14 protein-coding genes and 1 pseudogene are annotated in these 20,251 nt (G+C 37.5%); 4 read left to right on the top strand and 11 right to left on the bottom strand.

All coding sequences use genetic code 11. The features are described 5' to 3' along the window. Positions 1-38: 38 nt before the first annotated feature. Positions 39-932, bottom strand: a pseudogene (locus MHB42_RS02110) (DMT family transporter). A 186-nt stretch (positions 933-1,118) separates the two neighbouring features. Between MHB42_RS02110 and MHB42_RS02105 the strand changes: the two are divergent. Further along, the gene (locus MHB42_RS02105) at positions 1,119-3,128 is read left to right on the top strand and encodes an EAL domain-containing protein (protein ID WP_340804109.1); all 2,010 of its coding nucleotides are present in this window, start codon (positions 1,119-1,121) and stop codon (positions 3,126-3,128) included. Between the two features lie 49 nt (positions 3,129-3,177). Here the strand turns inward: MHB42_RS02105 and MHB42_RS02100 are convergent, their stop codons facing one another. Together MHB42_RS02100 and MHB42_RS02095 are read right to left on the bottom strand one after the other, a co-directional pair. Next, positions 3,178-3,645 carry a threonine/serine exporter family protein gene (locus tag MHB42_RS02100; RefSeq protein ID WP_340808509.1) on the bottom strand — a complete coding sequence of 156 codons (468 nt, stop codon included), beginning with the start codon at positions 3,643-3,645 and terminating at the stop codon, positions 3,178-3,180. Between the two features lie 21 nt (positions 3,646-3,666). Continuing rightward, positions 3,667-4,419, bottom strand: coding sequence for a threonine/serine exporter family protein (locus MHB42_RS02095; RefSeq protein ID WP_340804108.1), 753 nt, complete (start codon positions 4,417-4,419; stop codon positions 3,667-3,669). Between the two features lie 341 nt (positions 4,420-4,760). On the opposite strand from MHB42_RS02095, the gene MHB42_RS02090 reads away from it, so the two are divergent. Beyond that, positions 4,761-6,170, top strand: coding sequence for a polysaccharide deacetylase family protein (locus MHB42_RS02090; RefSeq protein ID WP_340804106.1), 1,410 nt, complete (start codon positions 4,761-4,763; stop codon positions 6,168-6,170). Positions 6,171-6,439: 269 nt separating this feature from the next. On the opposite strand, the gene MHB42_RS02085 is transcribed toward MHB42_RS02090, so the two are convergent. From MHB42_RS02085 to MHB42_RS02070, 4 genes are all read right to left on the bottom strand, one after another. Then, complete coding sequence (locus MHB42_RS02085; protein ID WP_340804105.1) at positions 6,440-8,542, bottom strand: beta-propeller domain-containing protein; 2,103 nt, start codon at positions 8,540-8,542, stop codon at positions 6,440-6,442. 122 nt (positions 8,543-8,664) lie between these two features. Beyond that, on the bottom strand, positions 8,665-9,858 hold the full coding sequence (locus MHB42_RS02080; protein WP_340804103.1) for an acyl-CoA dehydrogenase family protein: 1,194 nt from the start codon (positions 9,856-9,858) through the stop codon (positions 8,665-8,667). Positions 9,859-9,867: 9 nt separating this feature from the next. Next, positions 9,868-11,040 (bottom strand): saccharopine dehydrogenase family protein, encoded by a 1,173-nt coding sequence (locus tag MHB42_RS02075; protein ID WP_340804102.1) that lies wholly within the window; start codon positions 11,038-11,040, stop codon positions 9,868-9,870. 26 nt (positions 11,041-11,066) lie between these two features. Beyond that, positions 11,067-12,545, bottom strand: a complete 1,479-nt coding sequence (locus MHB42_RS02070) for an aldehyde dehydrogenase family protein (RefSeq protein WP_340804101.1) — start codon at positions 12,543-12,545, stop codon at positions 11,067-11,069. A 407-nt stretch (positions 12,546-12,952) separates the two neighbouring features. Between MHB42_RS02070 and MHB42_RS02065 the strand changes: the two genes are divergently transcribed. Then, on the top strand, positions 12,953-13,753 hold the full coding sequence (locus tag MHB42_RS02065) for a TIGR00266 family protein (RefSeq protein ID WP_340804100.1): 801 nt from the start codon (positions 12,953-12,955) through the stop codon (positions 13,751-13,753). A 44-nt stretch (positions 13,754-13,797) separates the two neighbouring features. On the opposite strand, the gene MHB42_RS02060 is transcribed toward MHB42_RS02065, so the two are convergent. The 4 genes from MHB42_RS02060 to MHB42_RS02045 form a co-directional block, all read right to left on the bottom strand. Further along, a complete protein-coding gene (locus tag MHB42_RS02060) occupies positions 13,798-14,760 on the bottom strand; it encodes a 2-hydroxyacid dehydrogenase (RefSeq protein WP_340804099.1) in 963 nt (320 codons plus the stop codon). Between the two features lie 207 nt (positions 14,761-14,967). Next, the gene (locus tag MHB42_RS02055; protein WP_340804098.1) at positions 14,968-16,260 is read right to left on the bottom strand and encodes a globin-coupled sensor protein; all 1,293 of its coding nucleotides are present in this window, start codon (positions 16,258-16,260) and stop codon (positions 14,968-14,970) included. Between the two features lie 497 nt (positions 16,261-16,757). Then, entirely contained in the window at positions 16,758-17,594 is an 837-nt protein-coding gene (locus MHB42_RS02050; protein ID WP_200908500.1) for an undecaprenyl-diphosphate phosphatase, read from the bottom strand. 198 nt (positions 17,595-17,792) lie between these two features. After that, positions 17,793-18,872 (bottom strand): metallophosphoesterase, encoded by a 1,080-nt coding sequence (locus MHB42_RS02045; protein ID WP_340804097.1) that lies wholly within the window; start codon positions 18,870-18,872, stop codon positions 17,793-17,795. 227 nt (positions 18,873-19,099) lie between these two features. Here MHB42_RS02045 and MHB42_RS02040 point away from each other — a divergent pair, with 227 nt between their 5' ends. Next, positions 19,100-20,248, top strand: a complete 1,149-nt coding sequence (locus tag MHB42_RS02040) for an acyl-CoA dehydrogenase family protein (protein ID WP_340804096.1) — start codon at positions 19,100-19,102, stop codon at positions 20,246-20,248. The last annotated feature ends 3 nt before the right edge of the window (positions 20,249-20,251 follow it).

The raw sequence follows: 20,251 nt of genomic DNA, 5'->3' as shown, positions 1-20,251 counted from the left end.
TCTTTCCTCCCTATTTAAAAAATTTAAAGATCATGAACTTATGCCTTTTCTCCAGCGATTGACAGCCATGTTACACAAATAAGCATTACAAATACACCAATAAACTGCCAAAGACCTAAAGAAGTACCGAAAACCATTACTGAAATAATCATCGCTGTTAATGGTTCAATACTGGATAGAACACTCGTTTCGACTGCCTAAATATACTTCATACTACTTAAAAATAAAATAAAGGCAACCGTACCAAAAAAGATTAATACAATAATTAGCATAACAATCTGAATATCCAGCAAAACTACCCATTGATTAGCCTGCCATATACGGCTTGCTATACCTAATACCACGCCACCTACTAGCATCCCCCATCCAACGACTAACAGTACATCCCATTCCTTCATTAAGCGTGCAGGATATAATGTGTAAAATGCAAATGTTAAGCCAACAGCTAGTCCCCACAACAAGGCTTTTGGACTAATAAGGAACCCATCAATTGAAGCGTTCGTTAGTAATAGAAATAGTCCAACAAGTGTGCCAATAATACCTAACACTTGATATTTTGGTGGCCATTTCTTTAAACTAAGAGAAACATAAATCACAACAAATATTGGCGCTAGAAACTGGAGTAAGGTTGCTAATATAGCATTACTCGCATTAATGGCTGCTACAAAAGAAAATTGTACGCCTAGCATGCCTGCAACACTAAAAATAATTAGCTGTCTTCCCCATAACTTGTGCTGCCAAATACCAAAAATATTTTTTCCTGTTAACAATAAATATGTAAGTAATACAATACCTGCAACCGATAAACGGATTGTTAACAAAAAGGAAACTGTCAATGGTGTATGGTTGAGCAACCATTCCATAAGAGGCCCTGTTGCTCCCCATAGCATAGCACCTACGACAATAAAGATGATTCCTTTTAAACGTTTCATATCAAGCCTGCTTCCTATATACATACTAAAAACTATTATTTTTCTTTAGGCCCTTTCCTACAACTCGTTAGAAAAGTCCTAAATATTTTTACTATCAAATATTTACAAATATATTCATAATGACTAATTCCCGATAATTATCTATAATAATAGTATATATTGATTACCCAAGGAGATCGAATAATCATGAGTCATATGCATAAATCATTTACGATTGATGAACATTATCTAAATTCACTTCCTTTTCCTGCAATTATCATAAATCAAGATGGACAAGCAATTATTTGGGGAAAGCATGCTGAACATCTGATTGGTTTTTCAGCTAATGATATTACAGGAAATACTACTCCATTCATACGTGAAAATCTACTACGTCAGCTTCCATTGGAAACATTTCATGCAATTTTACACAATGAGGACAGTACGTATATAGACAATATTCAAGTAAGCACATATACAAACAAAGAAATTACAACAGCACTGCTAGCTAAGCCTTTTGTAGAACAAGATGAACGTTTTATTCTTCTTATTTTTATGCTGCCAGAGCTAATGGTAACAGCCATCTCTAATAGCAGTACCTTTGTTGACCTAAAGCAAGGAATCGATACTACATTTATGACAGTGACGCTTGATCATGATGGATTTATCTTAGAGTGTAATAGTGAATTTTTAAAAACAAGCCAATGGACACCAAAGCGCGTTATCGGCAAAACGTTTTGGCAGCTTTTCCCTGATAATGAAAAGGTAACAAATACGATTTGGCGTCATTTAAACAACGATCAACCATGGCAAGGCGAAGTTGAAAAAATTACAAAAACAGGACAATCCTATTGGGTATTGCTAACAGCTATCCCAACCTTTAATTTCGCAACAAATGAGCAACAATTTATGTTAATTGAAAAGGATATTACAAAATCAAAAAAAATCCAGCAGCAACTGGAGAAAATCGCTTATATTGATACAGAAACAGGCTTGATGAATGCACATCGACTTGAAAAGGTCATTGCTACTATGGTAGAAGAAGAACGCCATTTTTCTTTTGTATATTTAAGTATTGATAAATTTTATACATTGAAAGAATTACACGACCAACAAATTAATCAAAGTCTTATTACTGAATTTACAAACCGTATTCAAATGTATTTCCAAGATAGTACAATGGCTCGCATTAATGAAAACGATTTTGTTGTCATTACGCCTTTAAGTGAATGGTTTATTCAAGGCTTTTTATCTTACCTACAGCAGCATCCTATTTATAATGGCAATATCGCTGTTCCAATTTCAATTAGCGGGGGGATCACAAGATATCCTGAAGATCAAACAACATTTTCTCAGCTTATGAAAGCGTCCATTGCGACAATTTCAACAGTACGTGAGGCTGGTGGCAATAAAATTGTGTCACTGTCAACTGCAACACATAAAGCTTTAAATCGTAAAGCTCTAATTGAAAAACGTTTGCTGCAAGCACTTGACCAAAGGAATTTAAAGGTGTTTTATCAGCCACAAATTGATATTGCCTCAGGTCGTATTATAGCTGTTGAAGCACTTGTTCGTTGGGAAGATGAAATAATTGGTGTTGTGTCACCTGATGAGCTAATTCCTATCGCTGAAGAAACAGGGCTTATTAATAATATAGGGTCCTTTATGCTAGAAAAGACTTGTGAGCAAGCATTGATTTGGAAAAAAGCTGGTCATGATTTTAAAGTATCTATTAACTCATCTGTACGCGAATTTAGAGATAAAAATATGGCAAAGTCCATTCTTGATATGCTAGCAAAAACGGGCTGTCCAGCAAATCTGCTACAAATTGAAATTACAGAGAAATTTGCCCTTGAGGCTGAGGCAGCAACTTCAATTATTCAACAAATGCGGAAGCTTGAAAATGAAGGTATTACCTTTGTGTTAGATGATTTTGGCACAGGCTATGGTTCTTTTAAATATATGCAATTTTTGCCAATAAACACATTAAAAATCGACCAAACCTTTACAAATTCACTCTTAAAGTCTGAAAAGACCCAAAAGCTGATACATGGTATGGTACAGCTAGGAAAATCAATGGGCTTAAAAGTTGTCGCTGAAGGTGTTGAAACAGCTGAACAAGCCGACCTCTTAGTTACCTATGGCTGTGATGCTATGCAAGGCTTTTACATTAGTAAGCCTGTTACACCAGAGGAAATCGATACATTACTTGTATAAAAATAAACATAAGGCTACGTTCATTATGCCGAACGTAGCCCTCTTTATGTTATTTTTTATAAACACCCTGTAGTTTTGCTTTGCTGAGGCGGATAGAACGAACAATAAGCTGTGTAAATACCTCCGCAAAAACAAGCCCCATCACAATGGCACCTGTAATCAAAAATGCCTTTAAGCCATATTGTAAGCCTTGTAGATAATCATCCTCTACAACATTACGCATAGCATTATAAGCCATACCCCCTGGCACTAATGGAATAATGCCACCTACTATAAAAATAATCATTGGTATTTTAAAACGGCGAGCATATAAATGCGCCACAATAGCAATGACAAATGAACCGAAGAAAGAAGCATTTACAATATCCATTCCTCGCTCTGTTAAAACATAATAAATAATCCAGCCAATCACGCCAACAAGCCCACAATGAAGTAATGTTTTTCGAGGTACATTAAAAATAATCGCAATGCCGGCAGTTGCAAAGAAGCTAACAATGATTTGTGTCATAATATCCATCATATCTATATTGTCCGCCTCCTAAAATCCTAGCGTAACAGCAATGGCTGCACCGATTGCAAAGGCTGTTAAAAATGCCTCTGCTCCCTTTGCCATCCCTGACATAAAATGACCTGCCATTAAATCACGCACTGCATTTGTAATTAAAATACCTGGTACAAGAGGCATCACAGAACTAATAATAATTTTATCAATCTCTGTGCTATAGCCGTATTTTTCCGCAAAGAAAGCAATCAAGCCAATCACAAGAGAGGCTGTAAATTCTGAGAAAAATTTTACCTTTGTTAAATGGTTCGTAATAATAAGCATAAGGAAGCCTAACCCACCTGCTAAACAAGCTATAGGAAAATCTGACCACTCTCCCTGAAACATAATAAGGAAACAGCCACTTGCTAAAGCCGCTGCTATAACTTGTAAATAAGTTGGTAAAAAATAATTTGTTTTTTGTATCGACTTTAACTCGTCATAAGCCTCTTCTAATGTTATCATGTGAGATGTAAGTCTTCGAGATACTGAATTTACCAAGGCTATTTTTTGTAAATCTGTAACCCTTTTAGAAATCGATGTAATTCTCGTTGGCTGTGTCTTGCCTAATGAAAAAATGATTCCGGTTGGTGTGGCATAACATTGTGCATCTGTCATATTTTGAGATTTAGCCATCCGCAACATCGTATCTTCTACACGATATGTTTCTGCACCACCTTCAATCATAATACGCCCTGCAAGCAACAAACAGTCAATCGTAAGTTCATTATCCGCTTCTTGTAAGACCATTACAGCTATCTGCCTCCTTCAAAAGGTTTCTTGCCAATAGTATCGAACTGCCGATAAAAACTCAACTGCAAATTTAGCTTTCTTTCTATCAATTATAGTTGAGTTGAAGCACTCCCTGCAAAAAAGATAAGTTGGCTTTGCTCTCGTTATTTAGTAGTAGAGGTAGAAATAAAGATTACTATTTACATTATCAATTGCAACTACCGCAATAGAGGTATATTATCCTATTTGGAATAATTTTTATAAATTCACATAAAAAGTTTTTCACTTTGTATAACTTTTTCAATGTTTAACACGTCTGATTGTATAGAAAATAAAAAGAGGGGAGCGTATCCAACACCATGCAGGAGCGCAGAAGAAGACGCGGCCCAATAATAGACTTCTTATTACTTGGCCTTATTGTTTCATTAACAACGGTTATCCTTGTTATTATCCTATCAAAGGATGAATTCAAGTTTCAAAAAATTAATGCCTCAGAGGAAGCCGATACTGAATCGGTTAATAGTAATTTATCAACAGAAGGCTCTGCATTTCCAGGAATACGAATTGTGACAGATGTTTCGAATGATAAACGTACACCTTTTGCTATTCACTACCCGCAAACAGATAATGATGCGTTTAATGATGTCGTATTACAATACATATCGGATTCAAAAGAAAACTATCTAGCGTCTATGAAAAAAAATAAAGATAAAGAAGCTATGGGTGAGTTAAATATTAGCTTTGAAACGTTCCCATATCGAGAGCATTACTATTCCTTTGTGCTAACAAAAATGCTGTACTTAGGTGGAGCAAATCACGAAGTTTCAATGAAAACGTTCTTTATTAACAATGAAACAGGAGAGCAAATTTCTATTCAAACATTACTGCAAAATGATGAAAATAATTTATCCACATTAGCGGCAAATGTGCGAAAAGATTTGCAAAAAAATCTCCAAATAAAGGATGAACTATTGGATGAAGAGCTACTGAAAGCGACTGAGCCAAAATGGTCTAATTTTGAGCGCTTTGCTATTGTAGATGATGCGCTGCAATTTTATTTTGACGAATATGAGATTGCAAGCGGAGCAGCTGGTGCACCAATTGTTAAGCTACCTCTTTCATTGATTAATCCGTTGTTAGCCTCTGATTTTCAAATTGCTATGGAAAACGTTCAGCCAACAACCCCAGCACCTACTGGTGATCCCAATAAAAAACGTATTGCCCTCACTTTTGATGATGGCCCACATCCTAAGGTGACTGAGCAAATTTTAAATATTCTTGATAAATATCACGCAAAAGCAACCTTCTTTATGCTCGGTAGTCGTGTACAATACTACCCTGATATTGCCAATGATGTCCTTGCACGTGGTCATGAGGTAGGCAATCATACATGGAACCATCCTGTCTTAACAAAGTTAACACAAGAGCAAGTCATGAAGGAATATAATGCTACATCGGCTGAAATAGAAAAGGCGATTCATCAAGGAGCGACTGTTTTTAGACCGCCATATGGGGCAACGAATGATGCCATTAATGCGGAAATTCCTATACCTGTCGTGCTATGGACAATTGATACTTTAGACTGGAAACATCGCAATGCACAACAGCTATTACCAAATATAAAAAATAATTTACACAATAATGCAATTGTCTTAATGCATGACATTCACCAATCAACTGCGGATGGTCTTGATGCTGCACTTGCTTATTTACAAGAGCAAGGCTATGAATTTGTGACAGTTTCAGAGATTTTACCATATCGTCAATAATTGAAAAGTCCCATTGCTCCCTATTCGGTAGACAGATACAGCATAAAATCTGTTTATCCAAGGGGAGCATTTTTGATGGAGCAAAGCTAACAGCCATACAGCTTTCAATACATATTATTAACCTAAAATATATCGCATGTTGATCCATCTATACGATTAAACGGCTTGAGTCCTTTAAAATTCAGGGCTCAAGCCGTTTAATACAATTTTTATTATGTCCGTTGTCTACTTGACAAGAACAGTTCAAAAAATTCATCGGACTTTTCTTTTTATTTAATTGTTAATGTGTCAAGAGGTTTAAAGTCTTTTAGCTGGTAGCTCTTAATCTCGTTACGCGCTATTGTATAAAGGGTATCGTTGCTATAAACAACTCGTTGTACTGTCTGCTCCCAATTTTCATACTGTTCACCAGTAGAGGCATTAATAAGATTTCCTTTTAATGTGATACCCTTATTAGCTGTAATTTCATAAATTTGAGCACCCTGACCTTTGTAAATAATATTATCATTCTGACCTGCCTCATACAGCACGACTGGGAAGCCGAAATAGCTATATTCCGCGTTTCGGAAGAGAGCCTTGGGATTGTGCTGTACCTCAGAATACGAGCCCTTTCCTCCAATTTTTACGGTTGACTGCTCCTTTGGATTTTTGAAATCTGAAACATCAAACAGTGACATTTTCATATTTGTTGTCACCGTAAAATTACGCTTCGAATATGCATCATAGCGTTGCTCTGTATCATAGCCAATACCAATTAAATGCGTATCATCTAATGGATGTAGGTAATTACTAAAGCCAGGAATTTTCAACTCCCCTAATACTGTTGGCTTATTTGGATTTGCTACGTCAATAACAAACAGTGGGTCCACCTGCTTAAATGTTACCACATACGCTTTTTCCTCCATAAAGCGAGCGGAATAGATTCTTTCCCCGGGTGCTAAGTCCTTCACCGCACCAATCTGCTGTAAATGCTCATCTAAAATAAAGAGATGGTTACGTGATGTACTTTTCTCATCCCATGTATTACCCTCTGTCGTGAAAATACGGAAGTTTCCTTTATACTCATCCATAGAATATTGATTTAACACTGTACCCTTTACCTCAGCGCTTCCAGCAAAGTCCAATGCTGTACCGTCTACAAACCATTTAAAAATTTGCGTATCTGCTGCTCGTGGAATCCATATCATATCTGTCATACGTCCATTTGCAGGAGAAACAGTATTTTCTTCATAAATTGGAGCTGTTAAATATAGTGCATTCTCTGACATATACAGCCCACTACTACCACCTAAATAACCCTTTGTATTAACAGTCGCCTTCCCACCATTTTTTAAATCAATTGCTGTAATTAAGCTGTATGTGTCCTCCATTGTATTTGGTAAAATGGAGATTTTCTCTAAAGGAAGACTTTTAAACGCTTTGCCTTCTGCACTATCAAAAGTTCTTGGTTTTAAATCTACTGCTTTTTCTTCTTGCAATAGCCAATAATTCGGCTGCATACTTCCAATTAAATACAATGTATCATTTGTAATACGAATATCTTGTAAGTACCCCTCTTGCCCGATATCACGTATATGCTTTGGCTTTTCTGGATTTGTAATATCATAAAGAGAGGCCTTCACCATGCTTGTGCCTTCTTTTTGGATATACTCATCCCCAATAGCGATTAATAAGTTGTTGTACAATGCAAGCTTCGTTATATACTGATTTTCTTTAAATTTAATTGTTTTCACTAATTTTAAATTGTTCGGGTCTTTTGCATTAACAACAGTAATGCCTTGATCTTTAATGGCATAAATATAGCCATCTTTGACAACAACAATATCGCCTTCTTCAACACCCTCTACCTGATTGTTTGTAGAAGATTCGCTATTTGCAGTTGCTTTATCTTCTCTACTTTCCATGGGGGAACTTTCTTCCCGTTCCAACTGCACTTCATGTTTTCTATTTGTTAGTAGCTGTTTAAAATATTGCTCTAGCTCTTGTTCAGATTTTACCGCTGTTAATGTTTCGATAATTGTAAACGGAATAACTTGTGAGGTGATCTTAAGGCCACCTTGAGCAAATGCCTCTTTTTTTACGTGTAATTGATATTTACCCGGCTTCGTATTTTTGACAACTAATGTTTTCTGATCTTCCAGCAGCTCAATTGTCGCAGATACTTTTTTGCCCTTATCTGTTGTGACATAAACATAATCTTCTATAATTTTATTTTTCTTTAAAGCTACTGAAAAGGATACTCGCCAATCCTTTGCAGCCATACTTGTGTTAGCAGCTTTTGCTGTAACATCTGTTGTGACAGCCCATGTAAAAATGCCTGGCACTATTGCTAACACAATGATCAACAGAATAGCTAACCATTTATTTTTCATGATTTTCCCTCACCTTCATATACTTGTTTATCAATTAGACTACCAATGAGTGCGAAAGTTACATTTTTCTGAAATTTTTTTACTGTATACAAAAAACGAGAGGGAATAAAAATCCCCCTCGTTTATTCTTCAAATGGCCACTTTGGCAGCATTTTTGTTAGTGGCTTATCATGACGTCTTCCTAGCACATAATCAGCCTGCATAATTGTATGAATCTCACGAGTGCCTTCATAAATTACAGGCGCTTTAGAGTTGCGTAAATATCGAGCTACTGGATACTCATCTGAATATCCATATGCACCATGAATTTGTACTGCGTCATCCGCAGCTTTATTGGCAAAATTACAAGCCTGCCATTTTGCTAAAGAGGTTTCTCTCGTGTTACGAACACCCTTGTTTTTTAATTCACCAACACGATATACAAGAAGTCGGCTCATTTGATAACCAGCTTCCATATTTGCAATCATTTGTCCAACAAGCTGATGTTCTCCAATAGGCTTGCCAAATGTTTCGCGCTCATGACAATATTTTACGCTAGCCTCTATGCATGCTTGAATCAAGCCTACAGCACCTGCTGCTACTGTAAAACGTCCATTATCAAGCGCAGACATAGCAATTTTAAAGCCTTCCCCTTCCTCACCAAGGCGATTTTTCACAGGTACACGTAGGTCCTCAAAAAAGAGCTCACCCGTATTACCTGCGCGAATACCGTACTTTCCTTTAATAGCCTTTGAGGAAAAGCCAGCCATGGAACGTTCTACAATAAATGCACTAATACCATAATGCTTTTTAGATTTATCTGTATACGCAAAAATTAGAAAATGATCAGCAATATCACATAGGGAAATCCATGTTTTTTGTCCATTGATAATATAATGGTCACCATCACGAACAGCAGTTGAAGACATAGCCGCTACATCAGAGCCTGCTCCTGGCTCCGTTAAGCCAAATGCACCAATCCGAACACCCTTAGCTTGAGGGACAAGATACTGCTGCTTCTGTTCCTCAGTACCCCATTGCATTAAGGTCATACTATTCAAGCCTGTATGGACGGATACAGCTGTACGAAACGCTGTATCCCCTCTTTCAAGCTCCTCACATACAATAGCAAGTGCATTATAATCCATTCCACTGCCACCATATCGTTCTGGTACACAAACGCCCATTAAGCCTAGCTCTGCAAGTCTTGACCAAATTTTAGCATCAAAGCCACCTTCAGCATCCCATTTTGCGATGTATGGAATAATTTCATCATCCACAAACTGTCTAACTGTTTTTCGCAGCATTTCCTGCTCAGTGGACATTTCAAAATTCATGGTCAGCACCTACCATTTCACAATCATTGCAGACTTATGAGATGTTTCCTTAATCACCACACCACGTTTTGCCATTTCTTCAATATACATATCACCTGGTACGATTGACTCAGGTGCAAATACACCACGCTCTGTAATGACACCCGCACCAATCATTTGTGCAACAACAGAAACCGTGTTGGCAGTAGCACGTGCCATCGCTGTTTCATTAATTGTCATATCCTTGCGCACAACCATTTCATATTCATATGTCACTTGTTGCTCAGCTTTTTCACCAGCTACAATAACACGTAGTAGTACAGCATCTGGCTTTGTCCCTAACTCAAGTTTCTTTTTCAGTGCTTCACGAACTACTGCACGAACAGGCACTTCTTGCTGCTCCACTTCTACTGTATTTGTAGTATCAAGGAAGCCCAAATCAGCTAATAGCTTGAATTTCTCTGCATGCCCCTTATAGCGAATGGTTTTATATTCTAATGTGCGGACATTTGGGAATGTCTTATACAATGTGGAGATACCTCCAGATGTATAAAATGCCTCCAGCACACCAAACTCGTCAAAATAAATTGGCTCAATGCCTGATAGGGATGGAACTTCTTCAAGTTTGCCTTTCTGAATGATTTTAGATGGCTCTGTATAATGATCGAAAACACCATCTAAAGAAAATACGCGTGTATAGTGAAGAGGTGGTTTAGGTTCAGTTGGAATACCACCTACAAATAGTTTAATAGATTCAACATTATCTAATTTAGATGCGCCGTAGCCTGTTAGAATATTAACCATACCTGGTGCAACACCTAGATCAGGAATAATTGTGACACCTTTTGCCTTTGCTTCCTCATGAAGCTCTAATATTTTTTCCGTCACACCACCGATATGTCCACCTAAATCTACGGAATGTACGCCTGCTTCAATTGCTGCTCTTGCTACTCGCTCATTGAAGGAGTAGAACAGCGCATTAACAACAACATTTCCTTTTGAGATAACTTCCATTAATGAATCATCATTTTCTGCATGAAGCTCCACAACTTCAATCTTATCTGTGCCTAATGTGTCCACAAATTCCTGTGTCACTTTGACATCAATATCACCTAAAAATACACGCTTCACTTCATCATTTTTTACTAAATCACGAGCTACCTCTTTCCCCATTAAACCTGCACCTAATACAACAACTTTCATCAAGAACATCCCCTTTCGCTGATCTGTTATTCTGTATCGATTTGTGCTCTTTGTAATTTACCGCTGTAGTCTACATAAATGCTCTTCCATTCCGTATATACATCCAGAGCGGCAACACCTGAGTCACGGTGTCCATTTCCTGTTCCTTTTGTACCACCGAATGGTAAATGAATTTCAGCACCAGTTGTACCGGCATTTACATAAACAATACCCGTATCTAAATCACGTTGCGCGCGGAAAATTGTATTTACATCCTGTGAGAAAATTGAGCTAGATAAGCCAAATTTCACGCCATTATTTACTGCAATTGCTTCTTCTAAACTAGCTACTTCAATTAGTGAAACGACTGGACCAAAGATTTCCTCTTGAGCAATAATCATGTCGGGCTTCACATTTGTAAACAATGTTGGTTCATAATAAAACCCTTTATGATACGGTGGCTCATTTAATATGTTGCCGCCTGCTAATAATGTAGCTCCCTCTTGTTTACCTATTTGTACATAGTGATTAATTTTTTCTAATGCTGCTTTATTAATCACCGGTCCAATTTTAACGCTTTCATCTAAGCCATCCCCAATGGTTAGCTTTTGCATTTCCTCCAAGAGGCGTTGTTCCAATTGCTCTTTTACATCTTTATGCACAATTACCCGACTACATGCCGTACATCTTTGTCCAGCTGTACCAAATGCACTCCATAAAATCCCTTCTGTAGCGAGCTGTAAATCGGCATCATCCATGACGATAACAGCATTTTTCCCACCCATTTCTAACGAAACCTTTTTCAAATGCTTACCGCCGAGCTCCGCTACTTTACTACCTGTTGTTGTAGAACCTGTAAAAGAAATAACCTTTACATCGGGATGTTCAATTAATGCTGTACCTACTGTAGGCCCTGTACCAAATACAATATTCGCTACACCATCTGGTAAGCCTACTTCCTCAAAAATCTTACCCATTTCATAAGCCATCATTGGGGTTTCATTTGATGGCTTCCAAACAAATGTATTTCCTGCAACAATTGCGGGAAATGACTTCCATGTTGCAATCGCAACAGGAAAATTCCAAGGAGTGATAAGTGCGACAACACCAATAGGAGCCCTTACGCTCATCGCAAACTTGTTAGCAAGCTCAGATGGTGTCGTTTCGCCAAACAGCCTTCGACCCTCACCAGCCATATAATAGGCCATATCGATGCCCTCTTGCACCTCTCCTCTAGCCTCTTCAATAACCTTGCCCATCTCTTTTGTTAAAACGGTCGCCAAATATTCCTTTCGCTCTTTCATTTTTTGACCGATGGCATATAAATAATCTGCACGCTTTGGCGCTGGTACGAGTGCCCAGCTTTTTTGTGCTTGTTTGGCAACAGCTACAGCCTCATCTACTTCGCTTGCTGTTGAACGAGGTATGGTGGCTAGCTGCTCTCCATTTGCAGGGTTCATCACTGCTATACTTTGTAATTGCGAATGTGTTTTCCACTTACCACCGATATAGTTTTTTATCTCCACTACACACACCCCCTGAAATACTCTATGATGCCTCGGCTATCGACCAATCGTATTCCATAGATACAGAATGTATAACTTTCGTTAGAACCAAATATGGCAAAATTCCGAATTTTAAGGATACATTATACCTTTGTAATACTTCAAAGCCAATATCAGCGATAACTGCCAGAGGCTTTATTTTCACCTAACTAGCCTTACTCTTTTATGCAAAGAAATAGCTGTTTAAGGTTATGTATATTCACCATACCCTTTGTTAAATGAAAATAAATCATACACATTCTAGTTTTTATATTCGACATTTTCTACCTAATTCCCTTTTTTTCTAAAATATTTAATTTTCTATTGAAACTAATTTCACCAATTGCCGTATATAATATCAATAAATTTATTATTGGAGGAAGCCCTTTATGAATAATCATGAGATTGACTATAAGTTGTTTGGTGACGACATGCAATATGTGCAAGTGGAGCTTGACCCTCAAGAAACAGTTGTTGCAGAAGCAGGTGCTTTAATGATGATGGATGATGCCATCCATATGGAAACGATTTTTGGTGATGGCTCAAGAGGCGGCTCACAAAGTGGAATAATGGGGAAATTATTAGGCGCTGGTAAACGACTGATTACAGGTGAGAGCTTATTTATGACGACATTTACAAACGTTGGCTCAGGTAAAAAGCATGTTTATTTTGCTTCACCTTACCCAGGGAAAATTATTCCAATGGATTTAAGTCGATTAAATGGCAAAATTATTTGTCAAAAGGATGCCTTTCTAGCAGCTGCTAAAGGAGTTTCTATTGGTGTTGAGTTCCAGAAAAAAATCGGCACTGGTTTCTTTGGTGGAGAAGGCTTTATTATGCAAAAGCTTGAGGGGGATGGTATGGCATTTGTCCATGCAGGTGGTACTATGCATGAAAAAACATTGCAGCCTGGGGAAGTTTTACGTGTGGACACTGGTTGCTTAGTAGCGATGACTGCCAGCGTAGACTACAATATCGAGCTCGTTGGAGGCGTAAAAACAGCACTATTTGGTGGAGAAGGTATCTTCTTCGCTACATTACGTGGTCCAGGTACAGTTTGGGTGCAATCATTACCATTTAGCCGTCTAGCAAGCCGTGTCTTTGCAGCAGCGCCTATTTCACAGGGCGGTGGTGGTCAATCGAAAGGTGAAGGCGGTATTGGCGGTTTATTTGATTTATTTAACAAATAAAGTACATGGAGCATATCCAAGTAGTGATGATATGCTCCTCTTTTTTAATCTATTCGATTTGTTACAGCTTTGCCCTGTCCATAAGCCGTAAGCTCCTTGACATTTAACATAAGCATTGCTGTTCTTGTTTCTAAAGATGCGCTACCGATATGTGGCAGTGCTACAACATTTGGCAATGTTAATAAAGGATGATCCATAGCTATTGGTTCATGCTCAAATACATCTAATCCCGCAGCCCATAGTTTGCCGCTTTTTAATGTTTCATACAATGCCATTTCATCAATAATACCGCCACGTGAAGCATTAATAATCACCGCATCATCCTTCATTATCGCCAGTTCTTCAGCACCAATAAGCCCCTCTGTATCATTATTATATGGCGTCATAATTACAACAAAATCTGATTGCTTTAAAAGCTCTTCTAGCGATGCATAGCGAAAACCGTACATTTCTTCTGCTTCGTGGCGACGTCTTCGATTATTATACAAAACTCTCATATCGAAGCCCTTCGCCCGCCTAGCAACAGCCTGTCCGATACGCCCCATACCAATAATTCCTATCGTAGCACCAGATACATCCTTGCCAACTAGCTGCATTGGATACCAACTTTTCCACTTGCCATCACGTAAATAGCGTTCACTTTCTGGAATTCGACGTGCTGTTGCTAGCAATAAGCCCATCACTAAATCCGCAGTCGTATTTGTTAATACACCTGGTGTATTTGTCGCCATCACGCCTCGCTTGCGCAATGCCTGCACATCTATATTGTTATAGCCAACTGCTAAGTTCGTCACTAATTTTAAATTTGGTGCATGTGCAAGCAGCTCCTCATCTACTTGATCTGCAAGCGTTACCCATAGCACTTCGCAATCTGCCACAGCCGCTAGCAATTGGTCACGCGGAATCACAATTTCCTCCTCGTCCCACTGCGAAATTTCATAATATTCCTGTAGAGGCTCTACAATATGTGCAGGAAATTTGCGTGTTATAAATAGTTTCTTCTTCATGATTGAAACACTCCTCTAGTCAATTCCCTAATTCGCCTATAGCGTAACACTTACAACAAGCATTTTCTAGTCTATATCGATTGATACATGCTTGCTCCTTTGAACAATTATCGATTTTATCCGTCTATTTCTTTATTTATCCATGAAATAGATAGTTTTATCCTAAACTTAGGCATCAAAAAACTATGCATAGATTTTATGCATAGCCTAAAATTCTTTAATGGTTGTATTTAAACGATTGGCTACCCTTTCTAATTCTTCTGAGGATACACCTATAGATTCAATAATTTTTGCTAATTCCGAAATTTGTTTCCCTACATTTTGGAAATTAGCAATGGAATCTTCAACAGAGCCGGAAATTGCATCAAAAGCTTTTAAAGACTCAGCATTACGCTCAATACTATTATGCACGAGCTGCTGTATATCTTGAATAGCTTGCACAACTTGCATCGTAATACCGTTAGACATCATAATAAGCTCAGCAATTTGCTCAACAGAGCTTTTTGTTTGATCTGCAAGCTTGCGCACTTCATTTGCCACAACTGCAAAGCCCTTACCATGCTCACCTGCACGTGCCGCTTCAATGGCAGAGTTTAATGCGAGTAAATTGGTTTGTCCTGAAATATTTTTCACAATTTCCACAACCGCATTAATTTTTGAGGAAGAATTGTTTAACTGCTCCACCATATTAGCCATTTCAACCGTCTTATGGTGAATTTCACCTGTTTGCTCATTGATTAGCACAATTTTAGCATACCCATCACTTGAAACTTTTTGCATCGATTCTGCTTCATGGATACTATTTGTCAAAAAATCATTAACTTTTTTTGCACTAAAAACAAGCTCTGATACTGTTTCAGATGTATTTTGGGATTGACTCTCTAATTGTGTAGAAATACCGCCTATCACCTCTTTTACATGCTCAATAACATGATTGCGCTGCTCTTCAATTAATGTACTAGCATAGTGATCATATTCCTCTAGCACAATTTGCTGCTCAAAATTACAAATTTTACTGATAGCATCACAAAACTTCTCTTCCTCACCCTTTGATAATTGAAGCCCATACACAATTTTTCTTAATGATTTTTCAAGAATTTGAAAGGCGGCTAAATACCATTTTGGATATAAATTAATCCTGACATGCATTTTTGCCACCTGTCGTCGCTTTTCTAAAAATGCTTCATCAATTCGCCCTTCAAACATTTCAATAATATGATGGCGTAATGTTTGACGCAATCGCTCACTGGAGCTATTTGTTTGAATAACCTGTTGCAGTGTTGGCACACCTTCAATAACGCGATAAAATGCCGCCACTATATCTGCAACATTGCGTTCCACATATAGCTTTAAACTTTTAATCAACTGTAGATCATGGACATTCAAACCTATAAGTCTTAATTGTAATAAGCGTTCTTGATCTTCAATAAAAATACCTATATTTGTATCGTTACTAATTTCAATTGTATTTTTCTTCGACCTATTTACAATTTGGAACATTTTCTCCACCTCATATTATAATCTATACGTACTAATCCCATCCTCCTAAATTCCATTAAAAGACAAAAATAAAATGGTACTTTATATACCAATTATAATCTTAAATTCGCTAAACGAACAATATATAGGTAAATAATGTATGATATTAATAGATTTTTCATCATATTACCCAAAAACAATTCTTTATACCTACTGAGCTTTATTAGGTATGTTCATTATGTAAATAATAAGCGGATTTTATAGGAAAAGCACTGTTTAAAAGGCATTCCCTATTGATTGAAATGAATGGTGGCGACTTCAAATTGAAGCGGTACATCTAATCAACATGTTTGTAGCTTTATATTATTTATTCACAATGATTAATTATTTCCGTGCCATTACAGAGAACGGAGCTTTCTAATACTTATTTATAATATGGTAGCTATAGTAGTCTGATACATATTTTTTAAGTCAAAACAAAAAGCCACTGCTTCCTTTACAAGAAGAGTGGCTTTCCTTTACATAAAAATAATAACGCAAAGCACTGCTGCTAACACTAAACGATAGATAGCAAAAGGCATTAACTTTACTTTTGAAATAAGTGCTAAGAAAAATTTGATCGATAATAATGCAAAGACAAATGAACTAATAAATCCGACAGCATAGAAGCCAAAATAGTCCATTGACAAAGTATCCCAGTTTTTCAAAACAGATACTAAGCTTGCCCCTGCCATAATCGGTACAGCCATAATAAATGTAAAATCAGCTGCAACACGGTGGCTCATACCAAATAGTACCCCGCCTGAAATTGTAGCACCTGAGCGTGAGAAACCTGGCCATAAAGATAAACATTGCACTAAGCCTACTTTAAAGGCTAAGCCATAAGAGATTTTATCTAAAGAATCTATTTTTGGCTTACGTGGCGCTAATTTATCTGCGGCAATCATTAAAATAGCTCCTGCAACTAATGCATATACAACATGCTCTACTTTAAAAAGATGATCATCAATAAAATCCTTGAAGGCAAATCCTAATACAACGGCTGGTAGCATCCCAACAATTACATGCGCTAAGTTAAAACGATTGGTCATTGATTTAGATTGACCATCGATATTATATAATCCAACGAGGCTTAGTATACGTTTCCACATCACAACGATAACTGCTAAAATGGAGCCAAGCTGTACAACAATTTTAAATGTATTGGCAGGATACTTCCCTAAAAACTCCTCTGTCTTTAACCACATATCGTCGACGATAATCATATGACCCGTTGAAGATACAGGCGCAAATTCTGTCATTCCTTCAACAAAGCCTAAAATCAATGCTTTTAATAACTCTATAATATCCACCATGTCACCTTACCTTTATTCATAAAATTACTCACCTATTATCAATTACATCCCAGCGTAATTGTACCTGTCGCTAATGCTTTCGGTACGTAAAATATCTGATGCTTCGCGTTCGGATTTTTTCGAGTGCACTCGAAAAGCTCCTCTCCAAAATCTATAACAATGTTTGCTGAACCAGGATAAAATAATACATTTTAGCTACTACTGAAACTTTATATCCACTACCCAAAGCTCAGACCTACTACCAATACGCATAGGTGGACCCCAGAAGCCGTAGCCTGATGACACAAGTGTATGCATCTGCTCCTTCAACTTATAACCATAATCCAGCTCAAATACGCGTGCTGTTATATATTGATTTGGCCAAAGCTGCCCTTTATGTGTATGTCCTGACACATGAAAATCAACACCCAGCTTTGCAGGTGTTACCAAATCATCAGGTGTATGATTCATTACAAGCCATGGTAGGTTAGCTGAAGGCTGTAAATCATCTAGTGGCTTCCGATCTGTATTTGTTTTATCCTCTTGACCTGTTAATATAAACGCATCTGCTATACGAATTGTTTCATCTAATAATATTTTTACATTAGCATTTTCCATTTCTTTTATAAACTCGGGAATTTTTTTACCATAATATTCATGGTTGCCAAGTATACCATACGTGCCATATGTAGATTTTAATTGCTTGATGACATCCGCCATGCCCTCTTGTACAAACCATTTTGGGTCATCATCCACAATATCGCCCGCTAATAAAATAATATCTGGATTGGCTTCATTCGTAAGATCGACAAAGCGTTGCAAATGTCGTTTATGTGATAAAACACCTAAGTGAAAATCCGATGCCACAACAACCCTTAATGATGTTAGTTCACTATCCTTTTTATCTACAGCAACCTCTAAATGGCGCACCACTGGAGAATAGGCTAAATAAGAGCCAATAACTCCTAACACAAAGAGTACAGCAATTGCTATACTACCAATTATTTGTACATTTTTAAAGGGTGTTAGCCAAATAATTAATTGTGCAGCTACACATAACAATAAACCATATTCAAAAACAAACATCCAGTAATTACTAATAACTGAAAAGAACTGTAAAGATTCATGTAGCCTCCCTATAATAATACTAAAGGCAATTATATACAGCACTAACCAAAATAATACTGGAAGGCGAAACCACCCCATTGCTACTAGCCATTGCTTTAAACCCCAGCCAATATAGAAGGTCAGCGCACTATAAATACTAATTAAAAGTATACCACCAATTACTTTTGGCATATCTTCGTCCTCTACTTTCCTTTATTATTTAGTCGATTATATCACGATACTTCATCAAGCTATGAATATGAGAGCTTATTGCTAGATTTTCACTATATTAATGTATAGCAATAACAAATTTATTATTTCAGCACTAAAAGCACTTTAATTTTCACATGTCCTTCAGTAACATAATAAATGTAAGAGAAAATTTACGCATTTACGAGCAAAAAGGGGTGCTATTTCATATGACACGCTATAAATTTGAAACAACAGAGCATGAGCTATTTCGTAAAACCTTTCGTAAGTTTTTAACAGAGGAAGCCGAGCCTCATTATACACAATGGGAAAAGGAACACCTTATTCCACTGTCATTTTGGCGCAAGCTTGGCGATATGGGCTATCTTTGTCCACAAGTAGAAGAGCAATATGGTGGACTAGGACTTGATTTTAGCTTTGGGGTTATTATTCAGGAGGAGCTTGAACGTATAGGCTCAAGTCTTATTGGGGTCGGTTTGCATAATGATATTGTTGTTCCCTATATTGAGGCATATGGTATACATGAACAAAAAACTCGCTGGTTGCCTAAATGTGTAACAGGTGAGTATATAACGGCAATTGCCATGACTGAGCCTGGCACTGGCTCGGACTTGGCAAATATTCAAACAACAGCGATTCGTGATGGCGACCATTATATTGTGAATGGTCAAAAAACCTTTATTACAAATGGTATTCATACTAATTTAGTCGTTGTTGCTGTCAAAACAGACCCATATGCTGAGAAAAAGCATCGTGGCATTAGCCTACTTGTTATTGAAGGAGATACACCTGGCTTTACAAAAGGTCGGCAGCTTGAAAAAGTGGGGATGCATGCACAGGATACAGCAGAGCTTTATTTTGAGGATTGTAGGGTTCCCGTTCAAAACCTTCTTGGAGAGGAAGGTAAAGGCTTTGTCTATATGATGGAAAAGTTACAGCAGGAGCGATTAGCTGTAGCTATTGCCGCACAAACAGCCGCAGAGGATATGCTCACTTTAACGCTAGACTATGTAAAATCACGACAAGCATTTGGTAAAGCCATTGGTGACTTCCAAAATACACAGTTTAAAATAGCTGAAATGGCAACGAAAATTGAGCTTGGCAAATCGTTTTTAGAAACCTTAATTGAAGAGCATATCGCAGGTAAGGATGTTGTAACCAAGGTATCCATGGCTAAATATTGGATCACAGAAAACGCACGTGAGCTCGCCACTCAATGTATGCAATTACACGGCGGCTATGGTTATATGGAGGAATATAAAATTGCTAGAAGGTATCGAGATATACCTGTTATGTCGATCTATGCTGGCACAAACGAAGTAATGAAAATGATTATTGCCAAAAATTTAGGCCTATAAGAA

Origin of the sequence: Lysinibacillus sp. FSL K6-0232 (assembly GCF_038008325.1) — a bacterium.
GTDB lineage: Bacteria > Bacillota > Bacilli > Bacillales_A > Planococcaceae > Lysinibacillus.
The sequence above is the reverse complement of the archived record's forward strand: the minus strand, read 5'-3'. Positions and strand labels throughout refer to the sequence as shown.